Below are 14,861 nucleotides of genomic sequence, written 5' to 3' on the forward strand. Positions count from 1 at the left end.
TGACCTGAAGCAACTTGCTGCCGAAAACTGCGTAACTCATTGTTTACCAAGGAGTTTTCCGTTTCGACTGCGCCGGAAGTGGGGCGAATTATAGAGATCTGAAATCTGCCGTCAACCGTTAATTTCATAAACCTGTAATAAAGGTCAAAAAGCCCCAGAAACACAAAGGCCGGCCACCAGGGCCGGCCTTTATTCCCTTCTGTTTACAAGCTAGGGAATGCGAACTGCGAGGCTTCATGGCTCGCGCGCTGTGGCCAGCGTTGTGTAATGGCTTTGCGGCGAGTGTAGAAACGCACACCGTCCGGGCCATAGGCGTGCAGATCACCGAACAGCGAACGCTTCCAGCCGCCGAAGCTGTGGTAAGCCACCGGGACCGGCAACGGTACGTTGACGCCGACCATGCCGACTTCGATCTCGTCGCAGAACAAACGCGCTGCTTCCCCATCACGGGTAAAGATGCAGGTGCCGTTGCCGTATTCGTGATCGTTGATCAGTTGCATGGCTTCTTCCAGGCTGTTCACCCGAACGACGCACAACACTGGACCGAAGATCTCTTCTTTATAGATGCGCATCTCTGGCGTGACGTTGTCGAACAGGCAGCCACCCAGGAAGAAGCCTTCCTCGTGACCGGCCACAGTCAGACCTCGACCATCCACCACCAATGTCGCGCCAGCCGCTACGCCGTCTTCTACATAACCGCTGACCTTGTCCCGTGCCTGACTGGTGACCAAAGGCCCCATGTCCAGACCACAGTTAGTACCTGCACCGATTTTCAGTGCCTTGATCTGCGGTACCAACTTGGCCACCAACGCATCGGCAACCTGATCACCGACACAAACGGCCACAGAGATCGCCATGCAACGCTCACCGCAGGAACCGTAGGCCGCCCCCATCAGAGCGCTGACTGCGTTGTCCAGATCCGCATCCGGCATCAGCACGGCGTGGTTCTTGGCGCCGCCCAGTGCCTGAACGCGCTTGCCGCGCTTGGTGCCCTCGGAATAGATGTACTCGGCAATCGGCGTCGAACCCACGAAACTCAGTGCTTTGACTTCTGGCGCTTCGATCAATGCGTCTACCGCGGTCTTGTCGCCGTGCACCACGCTCAGTACACCTTTGGGCAGGCCAGCTTCCAGCAGCAATTGTGCGATCAGCAACGTCGAGCTTGGGTCACGCTCGGAAGGCTTGAGGATGAAGCAGTTACCGCAAACGATGGCCAGCGGGTACATCCACAGCGGGACCATGGCCGGGAAGTTGAACGGGGTGATACCAGCGACCACGCCCAGCGGCTGGAAGTCCGACCATGCGTCGATGTTCGGGCCGACGTTACGGCTGTACTCGCCCTTCAGGATTTCCGGGGCAGCACAGGCGAACTCGACGTTCTCGATGCCGCGTTTCAGTTCACCGGCAGCATCTTCCAGTGTCTTACCGTGTTCTTCGCTGATCAGTTGAGCGATACGCGCCTCGTTCTGCTCCAGCAACTGCTTGAAGCGGAACATCACTTGGGCGCGCTTGGCCGGCGGCGTGTTACGCCAGGCCGGGAATGCAGCCTTGGCAGCATCGATGGCGCTCTGGACGGTTTCGCGGGTCGCCAGCGGCAACTTGTGGATAGCCTGGCCAGTGGACGGGTTGAACACATCAACTGCACGACCGTTCTCGGTCACCAGTTCGCCATTGATCAAATGCGGAATAACGCTCATGGAAGCTCCTGAAAAGTTGTCCACAGGCGCCCGCTTCGGGACGCCTGTTGTTTGCATACATATATAGAGGGAAAAATCAGTCGATCTTGCTCAGCACTTCGCCGACGGCGTCGAACAGACGATCCAGGTCCTGCGGTTTGCTGTTGAAGGTTGGGCCGAACTGCAGGGTGTCACCGCCGAAGCGGACGTAGAACCCGGCTTTCCACAGCGCCATGCCCGCCTCGAACGGACGCACGATGGCATCGCCGTCACGCGGTGCGATCTGGATTGCACCGGCCAGGCCGAAGTTGCGGATGTCGATGATGTTCTTCGTGCCCTTGAGGCCATGCAATGCATTTTCGAAATGTGGTGCGACTTCGGCCACGCTTTGCACCAGGTTTTCTTTTTGCAGCAGGTCGAGTGCTGCCAGGCCCGCTGCACATGCCACCGGGTGGGCGGAATAGGTGTAGCCGTGAGGGAATTCCACCGCGTACTCAGGCGTCGCCTGGTTCATGAAGGTCTGGTAGATCTCGGAGCTGGCAATCACCGCGCCCATCGGGATCGCGCCATTGGTGACTTGCTTGGCGATGCACATCAGGTCCGGGGTCACGCCGAAGGTGGTGGCGCCGAACATGGTGCCGGTACGGCCGAAACCGGTGATCACTTCATCGAACACCAACAGGATGTTGTGCTGATCGCAGATCTCACGCAGACGCTTGAGATAACCCTGTGGCGGAACCAGCACGCCAGCGGAGCCGGCCAGAGGTTCGACGAACACGGCGGCGATGTTCGATGCATCGTGCAGTTCGATCAGCTTGAGCAGTTCGTCGGCCAAGGCAATACCGCCCTGCTCCGGCATGCCACGGGAGTAAGCATTGCTCGCCAGCAAGGTGTGCGGCAGGTGATCGACGTCCATCATCGCCTGACCGAACAGTTTGCGGTTGCCGTTCACGCCACCGAGGCTGGTGCCGGCGATGTTCACACCGTGATAACCACGGGCACGGCCGATCATTTTGGTCTTGGTCGACTGGCCTTTCAGGCGCCAGTAAGCACGGACCATCTTCACGGCGGTGTCAGCACACTCGGAGCCCGAGTCGGTGAAGAACACGTGGTTCAGGTTGCCTGGGGTCAGGTCGGTGATTTTCTCGGCCAGTTGGAACGACAGCGGATGGCCGTACTGGAAGCCTGGCGAGTAATCGAGGGTGCCCAGTTGCTTGGCCACCGCTTCCTGGATTTCCTTGCGAGTGTGCCCGGCGCCACAAGTCCACAGGCCGGACAGCGAGTCATATACCTTGCGGCCCTTGTCGTCGATCAGCCAGCTGCCTTCTGCACCGACGATCAGGCGCGGGTCACGCTGGAAGTTGCGGTTGGCGGTGTACGGCATCCAGTGAGCATCGAGCTTGAGCTGGCTAGCCAGAGAAGTCGGAGCGTTTTCGGGCAAATTCATGAGCGAAACCTCGCAAGGCAATAAGCGGCGTAGGGATTAAAAACCGTTGTTGCAGCTAAATTGCCACGGGGATAAAGTCGGTGAAATCCAACTTTTGTAACCTTCAGTCAGATCTTCACTAAACTTTCGAGTAAGCCCATGAGCAGTCGTCGCCCCGATCCCCTGGCGCAAGTCAGCGACTTTGATATTCGCCTTTTGCGAATCTTTCGCAGCGTGGTCGAATGCGGCGGCTTTTCCGCGGCGGAAACCGTGCTCGGCATAGGTCGTTCCGCCATCAGTCAGCAAATGAGCGATCTGGAGCAGCGTCTCGGCCTGCGCCTTTGCCAGCGCGGGCGGGCCGGATTTTCCCTGACCGAGGAAGGCCGCGAGGTTTATCAATCGGCGTTACAGCTACTGAGTGCACTGGAAAGTTTCCGCACCGAGGTCAACGGTCTGCACCAGCATTTGCGCGGCGAGTTGACTATCGGCCTGACTGACAACCTTGTCACCCTGCCCCACATGCGCATCACTCACGCGCTCGCGCAGTTGAAAGAGCGTGGCCCGGACGTGCAGATTCAGATCCGCATGATTGCGCCCAATGAAGTGGAGCAAGGTGTGCTCGACGGCCGCCTGCATGTCGGCGTGGTGCCGCAGGCCAGTGCGCTGTCGGGGCTGGAATATCAACCGCTGTATAGCGAACGCTCGCTGCTGTACTGCGCGGTCGGCCATCCGTTGTTTTATGTCGATGACAAACAACTGGACGACGAACGCCTGAACAACCAGGACGCCATTGCCCCGACCTTTCGTTTGCCATCGGAAATCCAGGCCCATTATCAGGCGCTCAATTGCACCGCCAGCGCGTCGGATCGCGAAGGCATGGCGTTCCTGATCCTGACCGGACGCTACATTGGTTACCTGCCGGATCACTACGCCAGCCTGTGGGTGCAGCAGGGCCGATTGCGGGCACTGAAACCCACGGCGCGGTTCTATGACCTGAGCCTTGCATCGGTCACACGCAAGGGACGTCGCCCGCACCTGGTTCTGGAGAGTTTTCTGGAGAGTCTGGCGGCAACGCGTTAATGATGATTCTGTCGCCCAAGGACTTGTCTGAAACTTATGGGTGCGCTATCAACGCACTGTTTGCACCCACCCACCTGTTCGGAAGTGCCCATGACCTTTGAAGTCCCAGCTCACGGCGGCAAACCCGCCAGCCGCATTCGTCAGAAGAACGAAGAGACCATTATCAAAGCCGCCGAGGACGAGTTCGCCCGTCACGGGTACAAAGGCACCAGCATGAACACCATCGCCTTGAATGCCGGGTTGCCAAAAGCGAACCTGCATTACTACTTCACCAACAAACTGGGTTTGTATGTGGCGGTGCTGAGCAACATCATCGAATTGTGGGACAGCACCTTCAATACTTTGACCGCGCAAGATGATCCGGCAGAAGCGCTGACCCGCTATATCCGCGCCAAGATGGAGTTTTCCCGGCGCCAGCCGCAAGCCTCGCGCATCTTCGCCATGGAAGTCATCAGCGGTGGGGAATGCCTGACCGAATACTTCAATCAGGACTACCGCACCTGGTTCCAGGGCCGTGCGGCAGTGTTTCAGGCGTGGATAGACGCTGGCAAAATGGACCCGGTCGACCCGGTGCACCTGATATTCCTGTTGTGGGGCAGCACTCAGCATTACGCTGACTTTGCCACGCAGATCTGCCGAGTCAGCGGTCGCACCAAATTGACCAAGCAAGACATGGAAGAAGCCGGCAACAACTTGATCCGCATCATTCTCAAAGGCTGCGGCCTGACGCCCCCACTCTAAGACGACTATGCCTTTTACCCTCAGCGACTTTTGCGAATATCGTGAAGAGATCCGCAAAAGCCGCTTCATCACTTATGCCGCGCCCATCAGCAGCCCCGCTGAGGCCCAGGCATTCATCGAACAACACAGCGACCTGAACGCGACGCACAATTGCTGGGCATGGAAGCTCAACGACCTGTACCGCAGCACCGACGATGGCGAGCCTGGCGGCACCGCCGGCCGGCCGATACTGGCGGCGATCGATGCACAGGATTGCGATCAGGTCGTGGTACTGGTGATTCGCTGGTATGGCGGCATTCAACTCGGCACGGGCGGACTGGCCCGGGCCTATGGCGGCGGTGCCAACAAATGCCTGCAAGCGGTGCCGAAGGTTGAGTTGATCAGCCGCGTGCCGCTGCGATGCGCGTGCGCGTTCAGTGAGCTGGTGCTGGTGAAACTGCGGGTCGCTGAAATCGGTGGGTTGGTTGTGCACGAAGACTTCACGGCCAATGGCGTTGAACTGCAGTTGGCTGTTGGCAGCCAGCACGTTGAAGCATTGCAATCCCAACTCGCTGACCTGAGTCGTGGGCGCATTTTGTTGCAGCGCTGAAAGCTCAAAAAGACGCAACATTTGGCGGTGCTTGAAGACTGCAATTTTTTGGGGCACTGCGCATTTTCTTATATCCCATAGTTGCCCACATCTGCTGTGCACCCGACTGTGGATAACCTGAGCACATAACGCTGTAACCCTTCTGTCATGCGGCTTTGCGGGCTTTGCTCGTTTTTCACCCAATCCGCTCTCAAAACAGCCAAACTCAAATAAAAACAATCAGTTAGCTCGGTTTATCACCTTTAGAAGATAGCCGGCCTGTGCTTATGCCCGAGCTTTGAGCTTGCGCACAAATACTGTGGAGCAATCTGTGGATAACCCGTTCATGGCTGTCGCGACACCATATCCGGCACGGCCCGCAGCGGACTGCTCATTTTTTGAGCAAAACTCAATGCGCAAAACCGGAGCCTGATCAACGGCGTTGCCCTCTAGTGGTGCTGTGTTCGGGATCGTGTCAGGCGGAGTACCCAACTCAACGCTTTGGTTCGCATGGTTCTGAATATTTCCTGACCTAGTGGCCAGAAAATTGCTTTATCCACAGGCATAACTCCAATCTGACCGAGCCTGTCATGACCCACCCCGAGCCTATCGCCGCTCCAATACCTCGCCTGCAACTGCGCAGCATCAGCAAGCGCTACCCCGGTTGCCTGGCTAACGACGCCATTGACCTGTGCATTGCACCCGGGGAGATCCACGCCCTGCTTGGCGAAAACGGCGCGGGCAAAAGCACGCTGATGAAGATCATCTACGGTGTTACCCAAGCCGATTCCGGCGAGATGATCTGGCAAGGTCAGCGGGTGAACATACGCAACCCGGCCCAGGCTCGCGGCCTGGGGATTGGCATGGTGTTCCAGCATTTTTCGCTGTTCGAAACCCTTAGCGTGGCGCAGAACATCGCCCTGGCCATGGGTGCAACGGCGGGCACACCGAAACAGCTTGAACCAAGGATTCGCGAAGTATCGCAGCGCTACGGCATGGCGCTTGAGCCCGAGCGACTTGTCCACAGCCTGTCCATCGGTGAACGACAACGCGTGGAGATCATTCGTTGCCTGATGCAGGACATTCGCCTGTTGATTCTCGACGAACCGACTTCGGTACTGACTCCACAGGAGGCCAATGAACTGTTCGTCACCTTGCGCCGACTCGCTGCCGAGGGATGCAGCATTTTGTTCATCAGCCACAAGCTCAGCGAAGTCCGCGCGTTGTGCCATGGCGCGACGGTGCTGCGTGGCGGTCGGGTGGCCGGGCATTGCGTGCCGGCGCAGTGTTCGGATCAGCAATTGGCGCGGTTGATGGTTGGCGATGCCGCGACCTTGATCACTGATTATCCGAAAGTGGCGGGGGCTGATGTCTTCTTGAATGTGCAAGGCTTGACCTGGCACAACCCGGACCCGTTTGGCTGTTCGCTCAAGGACATCGACCTGCAAGTGCGCTGCGGGGAAATCGTCGGCATCGCCGGGGTCGCCGGCAATGGTCAGGACGAGTTGCTGGCATTACTCAGCGGCGAAGAACGACTGACCCGCGACGATAGCGCCAGGATCAGTTTCGGCCACGAACCGGTCGCGTATCTACGCCCCGACGCACGCCGACATCGCGGGCTGGCATTCGTCCCCGCCGAGAGGCTGGGCCACGGCGCCGTGCCGGAACTGAGCCTGGCGGACAACGCCCTGCTCACGGCTTTCCAGCAAGGATTGGTGAGCAAGGGAATGGTTCAGCGCAACAAGGTCCAGGTGCTGGCCCAGCAGATCATCGAGCGCTTCGGGGTCAAGACACCGAACACTCAAACGCCGGCCCGCAGCCTGTCCGGCGGCAATCTGCAGAAATTCATCCTCGGCCGGGAAATCCTCCAACAGCCAAAACTCCTGGTCGCCGCTCACCCGACCTGGGGTGTGGACGTCGGTGCGGCCGCGACCATTCACCGTGCACTGATCATGTTGCGCGACGCTGGCGCGGCAATCCTGGTGATCTCCGAAGACCTCGATGAACTGTTCCAGATCAGCGACCGACTCGGCGCCTTGTGCAGCGGACGAATGTCGCCGCTCAGAGCCACGGCCGATACCCACCTGACCGATGTCGGCGGCTGGATGGCCGGCCAGTTCGACGACCCTCAATCATCCGTATCCGCAACGCTTTAACGGAGTGTCACATGCTGCTTTCTCTTGAACCTCGAGGCCAGCAATCGCGCCTGATGCTGTGGTGCTCGCCGTTGCTGGCGGCGGTCCTGACACTGGGCTGTGGCTGGTTGTTGTTTTCTGCACTGGGACATGACCCGTTACTGACCCTGCATACGCTGCTGATCGCGCCGGTCAGCGACTTGTATGGCGTCTCGGAGTTGCTGGTCAAGGCACTGCCGATTCTGTTGTGCGCGTTGGGCCTTGCGGTCGCGTATCAGGCGCGAATCTGGAACATCGGTGCCGAAGGTCAATTGCTGCTCGGTGCATTGGCCGGCAGTGCGCTGGCGGTGAACATCATCGACATGCAAAGCCGTTGGGCGCTGGTGCTCATCCTGCTCGCCGGCATCTTCGCCGGTGCCGCTTGGGCCGGGCTCACGGCGTGGCTGCGCACGCGTTTCAACGCCAATGAAATCCTTACCAGCATCATGCTCAACTACATCGCCCTGAATCTCTTGCTGTATTGCGTCCATGGCCCGCTGAAAGATCCTGAAGGGTTTAATTTTCCGCAATCGGCGATGTTCGGCGATGCCAGTCGATTACCGCTGTTGATGGAGGACGGCCGAGTACACGCCGGCGTTTATTTCGCCCTCCTCGCGCTGGTGACGGTGTGGGTGTTGCTGCAGAAAAGCTTTGTGGGCTTTCAGATCAAGGTGCTCGGGCTGGACAAGCGTGCGGCCGGTTTCGTCGGATTCCGCGAGAAGCGCCTGATCTGGCTGGCGCTGCTGATCAGCGGCGGGTTGGCGGGATTGGCGGGGGTTTGCGAAGTCACCGGCCCGATCGGGCAATTGGTGCCACAGGTTTCCCCGGGTTACGGCTATGCGGCGATTACCGTGGCATTTCTCGGCCGGCTTAACCCCATTGGCATTCTGTTTTCCAGCCTGTTGATGGCGCTTCTGTACATCGGTGGCGAGAGCGCACAAATGAGCCTGAATCTGCCGCAATCAATCACCCAGTTGTTCCAGGGGATGATGCTGTTTTTCCTGCTGGCCAGTGATGTGTTGATTCTCTACCGACCCCGCTTGAACCTGCGCTGGGCACGCCGCGCACCCGCCACCGCCGTACAAGCAGGAGCGCTGTGATGGATATCGATCTGTTGAGCAATGTTTTCTACGCCATGGTTCGCTGCGGTACACCGTTGCTGCTGGTGGCGTTGGGCGAACTCATCTGCGAGAAAAGCGGCGTACTGAATCTGGGTCAGGAAGGGATGATGTTGTTCGGCGCGGTGATCGGCTTCATCGTTGCTTTCAACAGCGGCAACCTTTGGCTTGGCGTACTGCTGGCAATGCTCGCCGGGATGTTGCTGTCTTCATTGTTCGCCTTGGTGGCGTTGGTGTTCAACGCCAACCAGGTGGCCACCGGGTTGGCCTTGACGATCTTCGGTGTGGGTCTGTCGAGCTTTGTCGGTGCTTCATGGGTCGGCAAACCGCTGGTTGGCTTCGAGCCGCTGGCGATCCCGTACCTGAGTGAGATCCCACTGATCGGGCGAATGCTGTTTGCCCAGGATCTGCTGGTGTATCTGTCGTTCGCACTGTTTGCGCTGGTGGCTTGGGCGGTTCTGAAAAGCCGCCTCGGGCTGATTATTCAAGCGGTCGGGGAAAACCCTGATGCGGCCAGCGCCATGGGCTTGCCCGTGCTGGGCGTACGCGCTTTGGCGGTGTTGTTCGGCGGTGCCATGGCCGGGTTGGCGGGGGCGTATCTGTCCCTGGCCTACACGCCGATGTGGGCGGAAAACATGAGCGCCGGGCGCGGCTGGATTGCCCTGGCGCTGGTGGTGTTTGCCAGCTGGCGGGTGTGGCGCTTGCTGCTCGGCGCGTATCTGTTCGGGCTTGCCAGCATCCTGCACCTGGTGGCGCAGGGGCTTGGGCTGGCGATTCCATCGAGTCTATTGGCGATGCTGCCGTATGTGGCAACGATTGTGGTGTTGGTGCTGTTGTCCCGGGATAAAGTACGCACGCGCCTGTATGCGCCAGTGTCGTTGGGACAACCTTGGTGCAAGTAGGCGATAGTGAATTGAAGTCCACATCGACATTGCCCCATTCATTCAGAACTTCAAGGAAGCCACTCATGACTACGGCAAAAAACGCACTCATCATCGGCGCCTCTCGCGGCTTGGGCCTTGGCCTGGTGAAGACTTTGCTGGCCGATGGCTGGCAAGTCACCGCCACGGTGCGCAACCCGCAAAACGCCGACGCGTTGAAGACGCTGGGCAAGGTGCGGATCGAGAAACTAGACATGGACGATCAGCAAGCAGTAATAGCGTTGAGCCAACAACTCAAGGGCGAAGTGTTCGACCTGCTGTTCGTCAATGCGGGTGTCAAAGGCCCTGAGGTGCAGACGCCAAACGGTGGCGCGACCCTTGCCGACGTCGGGCAACTGTTTTTCACCAATGCCGTAGCACCGATCAATCTGGCCCAGCGCTTTGTTGGGCAAATCCGCCCGGACAGCGGCGTGCTGGCGTTCATGAGTTCGGTGTTGGGCAGCGTGACCATGCCGGACGCTCCGGAACTGGCGCTGTACAAGGCCAGCAAGGCGGCACTGAATTCGATGACCAACAGCTTCGTCACACAATTGGGTGAGCAGAAATTGACCGTACTGTCGCTGCACCCGGGCTGGGTGAAAACCGATATGGGTGGTGAAGGTGCGGACATTGATGTGGAAACCAGCACCCGTGGCCTGGTCGATCAGGTGAATGCATACGTTGCCAAAGGTGGGCATCACTTCGTCAATTACCGCGGTGAAACCATTCCCTGGTAATCACCGCCAGCCCCAGTGGGAGCAAGCCTGGTCGCGATTGCGGTTTCACATTCAACATCAATGTTGATTGACACGGCCTCATCGCGAGCAAGCGTGCTCCTACAAAAATTGCGGTGTACCCAAATGTAGTGAACACCGTAGGTCCCCTGTAGGAGCTGGCTTGCCAGCGAGAAACCTGAGACCGCCGCAGCGGCATCTGGGTAAATGCGTCATCGTTGACGATTTTCGCTGGCAAGCCAGCTCCTACAGGGTATTTGGTTGTCCTGTCGGGCCAGGCTTGCCCGTGAAGCGCTTTTGATCGACACTGCCCACCTCGCCTCCCCGGCGACCCTGGATCAGCAGACAGGGCAACACTGAGCTGGCAACCCTGAACCCCACTTTCAGAGGAGCCGGCCAACATGCCTGCGACCCGTACCTGGTTAAAAAATCCCCTCGCCATTTTCACGGCCAACGGTCTCGATGCCCGTGGCGGCCTCGTGTTGCAAGACGGCGTGATCGTTGAAGTGCTCGGCGCTGGTCAGCAACCGTCCGCGCCGTGCAATGAAGTGTTCGATGCCCGCGAGCATGTGATCCTGCCGGGATTGATCAACACCCACCATCATTTCTACCAAACCCTGACCCGTGCCTGGGCGCCGGTGGTCAACCAGCCTTTGTTTCCGTGGCTGAAAACCCTGTACCCGGTCTGGGCACGCCTGACCCCGGAAAAACTCGCCCTGGCCACCAAAGTCGCATTGGCCGAGTTGCTGTTGTCCGGTTGCACCACGGCGGCCGATCACCATTACCTGTTCCCCGAAGGCCTGGAAAACGCGATTGACGTACAAGTCGAAAGCGTTCGCGAACTGGGCATGCGCGCCATGCTCACCCGTGGCTCCATGAGCCTGGGCGAAAAAGATGGTGGCTTGCCGCCACAACAGACCGTGCAGGAAGGCCAGGTGATTCTGGACGACAGCCAGCGCTTGATCGCCGAGTACCATGAACGCGGTGATGGCGCGCAAATCCAGATCGCCCTGGCGCCCTGCTCGCCGTTCTCGGTGACCCCTGAAATCATGTCCGCCAGTGCCGAGCTGGCCAACAAACTCGACGTACGCCTGCACACGCATCTGGCCGAAACCCTCGACGAAGAAGACTTCTGCCTGCAGCGCTTCGGCCTGCGCACTGTGGATTACCTGGACAGCGTCGGCTGGCTCGGCCCGCGTACCTGGCTGGCCCACGGTATCCACTTCAACCCGGACGAAATCGCCCGTCTCGGCGCCGCAGGCACCGGTATCTGCCATTGCCCGAGTTCCAACATGCGCCTGGCTTCCGGCATCTGCCCGAGCATCGATCTGACCGATGCAGGCGCCCTGCTCGGTTTGGGCGTGGACGGTTCGGCGTCCAACGATGCGTCGAACATGATGCTCGAAGCGCGTCAGGCGCTGTACATCCAGCGTCTGCGCTATGGCGCCGAAAAGATCACCCCGGAGCGCGTGTTGGGTTGGGCGACCAAAGGTTCGGCCAGTTTGCTGGGGCGCACCGATATCGGCGAACTGGCGGTGGGCAAGCAGGCTGACCTGGCAATGTTCAAGCTCGATGAACTGCGCTTCTCCGGTAGCCATGATCCGGTATCGGCACTGCTGTTGTGCGGTGCGGATCGGGCGGATCGGGTGATGATCGGCGGTAAGTGGCGGGTGATCGACGGGCAGGTTGAAGGGCTGGACCTCAAAGGTCTGATCGCCGATCACACTCAGGCGGCTCGGCAGCTGATCGCCGGCACCTGATACAACACCGATAAAAATGTGGGAGCGAGCCTGCTCGCGATAGCGGACCAACATTCAACGTCCATGTTGACTGATGCGGCCTCATCGCTAGCAGGCTAGCTCCCACAGTTGGTTTTGTGGTGTTGTTAGAGGCCCAGCAACGACAACATGATGAACGTCGCAAACAGCACAAAGTGAGTCATGCCTTCGATGGCGTTTGTTTCGCCATCGTTTAGGTTGATGGCGCTGACGATCAGGGTGAGGAAGATCATTACAGTCTGCACCGGCGTCATGGCCATCTGGAATGGCTGGCCGGTGTAGAGCGCCATCGCTTCCATCACCGGAACCGTCAGGATCACCGTCGACAGCGATGCACCCATGGCGATGTTGACCACCGACTGCATGCGATTAGCCAGCGCGGCCCGCAGCGCGGTGAGAATCTCCGGCGCCGCGGAAATCGCCGCCACCAGAATCGCCGTCACCACCGGTGGTGCCCCCGTCCCTTCCAGCCCCAGATCGAGGGTCTTGGACATCACTTCGGCCAACGCGCCAATCACCACCACACCGAACACCAGCAGACCGATAGACAGCGTCAGGTTGACCGGTGCTGGCTCGTCGTCCAGCGGCGTCTTTTTGCGGCGCTTGTCGGGGTAGCTGTAGCTGAAAAAGTAACTGTGCGGCCCAACCTGCATACGCAGGAACAAGGCGTACAACACCACCATCGCGCCAATGGTAAAGGCCGAATACAGCTTCCAGTTGGCTTCAGGAATGAACTCCGGCACCACCATCGAAACACCCATGGCCGTGAGGATCATCACGCTGTAGCTGCGCGCCGAGTCATCGTTGTACGACTGCTCGCCATGCTTGAGTCCGCCCATCAACGCCGCCAGGCCGAGGATGCCGTTGATGTCGAGCATGACGGCGGAGTAAATCGTGTCGCGCACCAAGGTCGCCGAGGCTTCGTTGCTCATCATGATTGCCAGGATCACGACTTCCACCAGCACGGCGGCCAGGGTCAGGATCATCGTGCCGTAGGGATCGCCGACTTTTTCGGCGAGCAGTTCGGCCTGATGAGCCACTCGCATTGAGGCGGCGACGATGAATGCAATCAATACCAGCCCACCAATCAGCGCGACTGCTTGGCCACTGTGCAACAACCAGTGTTCCAGCGGGAAGGCAATCACGGCGGCGATCAAGGCCAGCAGCAGAAAGGTTTCTTGCTTGAGGACGGTGAGCATGTCGGGCCTTTTGCCGTGGAGGAGCGGTTATGCGAGTGACTGCGGGGCGGCGCGAACGTTTCGTTAAACCTTAGCGCACCAGTGGGTGGCAGCTGTGCGAGGTCATGCACTTTTATTGGCCTTCAGGGCCTCATCGCGGGCAAGCCAGCTCCCACAGGGTCTACGCAAATCCTGTAGGAGCGGGCTTGCCCGCGATGGCTTCACCTCGATTTAAAGTCGTTTGTTGTCCTGTTGGTCAGCAATTTGCATTGGCCCTGCAAGGCCCGAAGAGCCCAGCCAACCACACAACAAAATGGAGTTCGAATTCATGCACAAACGTCCGTTGAAGAAGCTGCTTTGCGCCGTTGCAGCGGCCATTGGTGTTAGCGCCAGCTTGACCGCCATTGCCGCCGATCCGCTGAAAGTCGGTTTCGTCTATATCGGCCCGATCGGTGACCACGGCTGGACGTATCAGCATGAACAGGGGCGCAAGGCGCTGGCCGAAAAACTCGGCGGTCAGATCACCACCAACTATGTAGAGAACGTCGCCGAAGGCGCCGACGCCGAGCGTGTGATCCGCAACATGGCCAAGGACAAGTACGACCTGATCTTCACCACCTCCTTCGGCTATATGAACCCGACCCTTAAAGTCGCCAAGCAATTCCCCAACGCGACCTTCGAACACGCCACCGGCTACAAACAGGACAAGAACCTCGGCACCTACCTGGCGCGCACCTATGAAGGTCGCTACGTCGGCGGCTTCCTTGCGGCGAAGATGACCAAGACCAAGAAAATCGGCTACGTCGCTTCGTTCCCGATTCCGGAAGTGATCCGCGACATCAATGCCATTCAACTGGCCTTGAACAAGTACAACCCCGGCACCGAGATCAAAGTGGTGTGGGTCAACTCGTGGTTCGACCCCGGCAAGGAAGCCGATGCCGCCAACGCGCTGATCGACCAGGGCGTAGACGTGGTGTTCCAGCACACCGACAGCCCGGCGCCGATCCAGGCGGCCGAGCGTCGCGGCGTGTATGCAGTGGGCTACGCTTCGGACATGGCGCATTTCGGACCCAAAGCCGTGCTGACCTCCATCGTCAACGATTGGGCGCCGCACTACATACAGGCGACCCAAAGCGTGATCGAGCACACTTGGAAATCCCAGGATTACTGGGGCGGCTTGAAGGAAGGCACGGTGGAATTGCCGATCAGCGACCTGGTGCCTGCCAACGTCAAGACCGAAGCCGAGCAGATCATTGCCGACATCAAGAGCGGCGCGTTCAATCCGTTTACCGGGCCGATCAAGGACCAGACCGGGGTCGAGAAGATCCCCGCAAAGGTGAGCGCGACCAATGAGGAGCTGGCTTCGATGAATTACTACGTGGAAGGCATGAAGGCCGAAATACCGAAGTAAACCCCTCAGCCACCACGCCGAACCTGTGGGAGCGGGCTTGCCCGCGAAAGCGGCAGA

12 protein-coding genes are annotated in these 14,861 nt (G+C 59.1%); 9 read left to right on the forward strand and 3 right to left on the reverse strand.

The genetic code is table 11. From position 1 onward, the window contains the following. Positions 1-203: 203 nt before the first annotated feature. Positions 204-1,697 carry a CoA-acylating methylmalonate-semialdehyde dehydrogenase gene (locus tag ACRESJ_RS02380; protein WP_431756462.1) on the reverse strand — a complete coding sequence of 498 codons (1,494 nt, stop codon included), beginning with the start codon at positions 1,695-1,697 and terminating at the stop codon, positions 204-206. Between the two features lie 76 nt (positions 1,698-1,773). Continuing rightward, positions 1,774-3,123 carry an aspartate aminotransferase family protein gene (locus tag ACRESJ_RS02385; protein ID WP_096513553.1) on the reverse strand — a complete coding sequence of 450 codons (1,350 nt, stop codon included), beginning with the start codon at positions 3,121-3,123 and terminating at the stop codon, positions 1,774-1,776. 138 nt (positions 3,124-3,261) lie between these two features. Between ACRESJ_RS02385 and ACRESJ_RS02390 the strand changes: the two genes are divergently transcribed. The 8 genes from ACRESJ_RS02390 to ACRESJ_RS02425 all read left to right on the forward strand — a co-directional run bounded on the left by ACRESJ_RS02390 (position 3,262) and on the right by ACRESJ_RS02425 (position 12,197). Next, positions 3,262-4,182: a LysR family transcriptional regulator gene (locus ACRESJ_RS02390; protein ID WP_431756463.1), complete on the forward strand. Its 921-nt coding sequence runs from the start codon at positions 3,262-3,264 to the stop codon at positions 4,180-4,182. Between the two features lie 90 nt (positions 4,183-4,272). Next, the gene (locus tag ACRESJ_RS02395) at positions 4,273-4,923 is read left to right on the forward strand and encodes a TetR/AcrR family transcriptional regulator (RefSeq protein WP_431756464.1); all 651 of its coding nucleotides are present in this window, start codon (positions 4,273-4,275) and stop codon (positions 4,921-4,923) included. 7 nt (positions 4,924-4,930) lie between these two features. Continuing rightward, positions 4,931-5,512, forward strand: a complete 582-nt coding sequence (locus ACRESJ_RS02400) for an IMPACT family protein (protein WP_431756465.1) — start codon at positions 4,931-4,933, stop codon at positions 5,510-5,512. Between the two features lie 569 nt (positions 5,513-6,081). Then, positions 6,082-7,647: an ABC transporter ATP-binding protein gene (locus ACRESJ_RS02405; RefSeq protein WP_431756466.1), complete on the forward strand. Its 1,566-nt coding sequence runs from the start codon at positions 6,082-6,084 to the stop codon at positions 7,645-7,647. A gap of 11 nt (positions 7,648-7,658) precedes the next feature. Next, on the forward strand, positions 7,659-8,765 hold the full coding sequence (locus tag ACRESJ_RS02410; protein WP_431756467.1) for an ABC transporter permease: 1,107 nt from the start codon (positions 7,659-7,661) through the stop codon (positions 8,763-8,765). After that, positions 8,765-9,685 carry an ABC transporter permease gene (locus ACRESJ_RS02415; protein WP_431756468.1) on the forward strand — a complete coding sequence of 307 codons (921 nt, stop codon included), beginning with the start codon at positions 8,765-8,767 and terminating at the stop codon, positions 9,683-9,685. Before ACRESJ_RS02410 ends, ACRESJ_RS02415 begins: the two co-directional genes overlap by 1 nt. 65 nt (positions 9,686-9,750) lie before the next feature. Beyond that, positions 9,751-10,440 (forward strand): SDR family oxidoreductase, encoded by a 690-nt coding sequence (locus ACRESJ_RS02420; RefSeq protein WP_431756469.1) that lies wholly within the window; start codon positions 9,751-9,753, stop codon positions 10,438-10,440. Positions 10,441-10,838: 398 nt separating this feature from the next. Further along, positions 10,839-12,197, forward strand: a complete 1,359-nt coding sequence (locus ACRESJ_RS02425) for an 8-oxoguanine deaminase (protein ID WP_431756470.1) — start codon at positions 10,839-10,841, stop codon at positions 12,195-12,197. Positions 12,198-12,322: 125 nt separating this feature from the next. On the opposite strand, the gene ACRESJ_RS02430 is transcribed toward ACRESJ_RS02425, so the two are convergent. After that, the gene (locus ACRESJ_RS02430; protein WP_431756471.1) at positions 12,323-13,414 is read right to left on the reverse strand and encodes a calcium:proton antiporter; all 1,092 of its coding nucleotides are present in this window, start codon (positions 13,412-13,414) and stop codon (positions 12,323-12,325) included. Positions 13,415-13,721: 307 nt separating this feature from the next. On the opposite strand from ACRESJ_RS02430, the gene ACRESJ_RS02435 reads away from it, so the two are divergent. Beyond that, a complete protein-coding gene (locus ACRESJ_RS02435) occupies positions 13,722-14,804 on the forward strand; it encodes a BMP family ABC transporter substrate-binding protein (RefSeq protein WP_431756472.1) in 1,083 nt (360 codons plus the stop codon). Positions 14,805-14,861 lie beyond the last annotated feature (57 nt).

The sequence above is a fragment of the Pseudomonas sp. genome, assembly GCF_050739655.1.
Taxonomy (GTDB): Bacteria; Pseudomonadota; Gammaproteobacteria; order Pseudomonadales; family Pseudomonadaceae; genus Aquipseudomonas.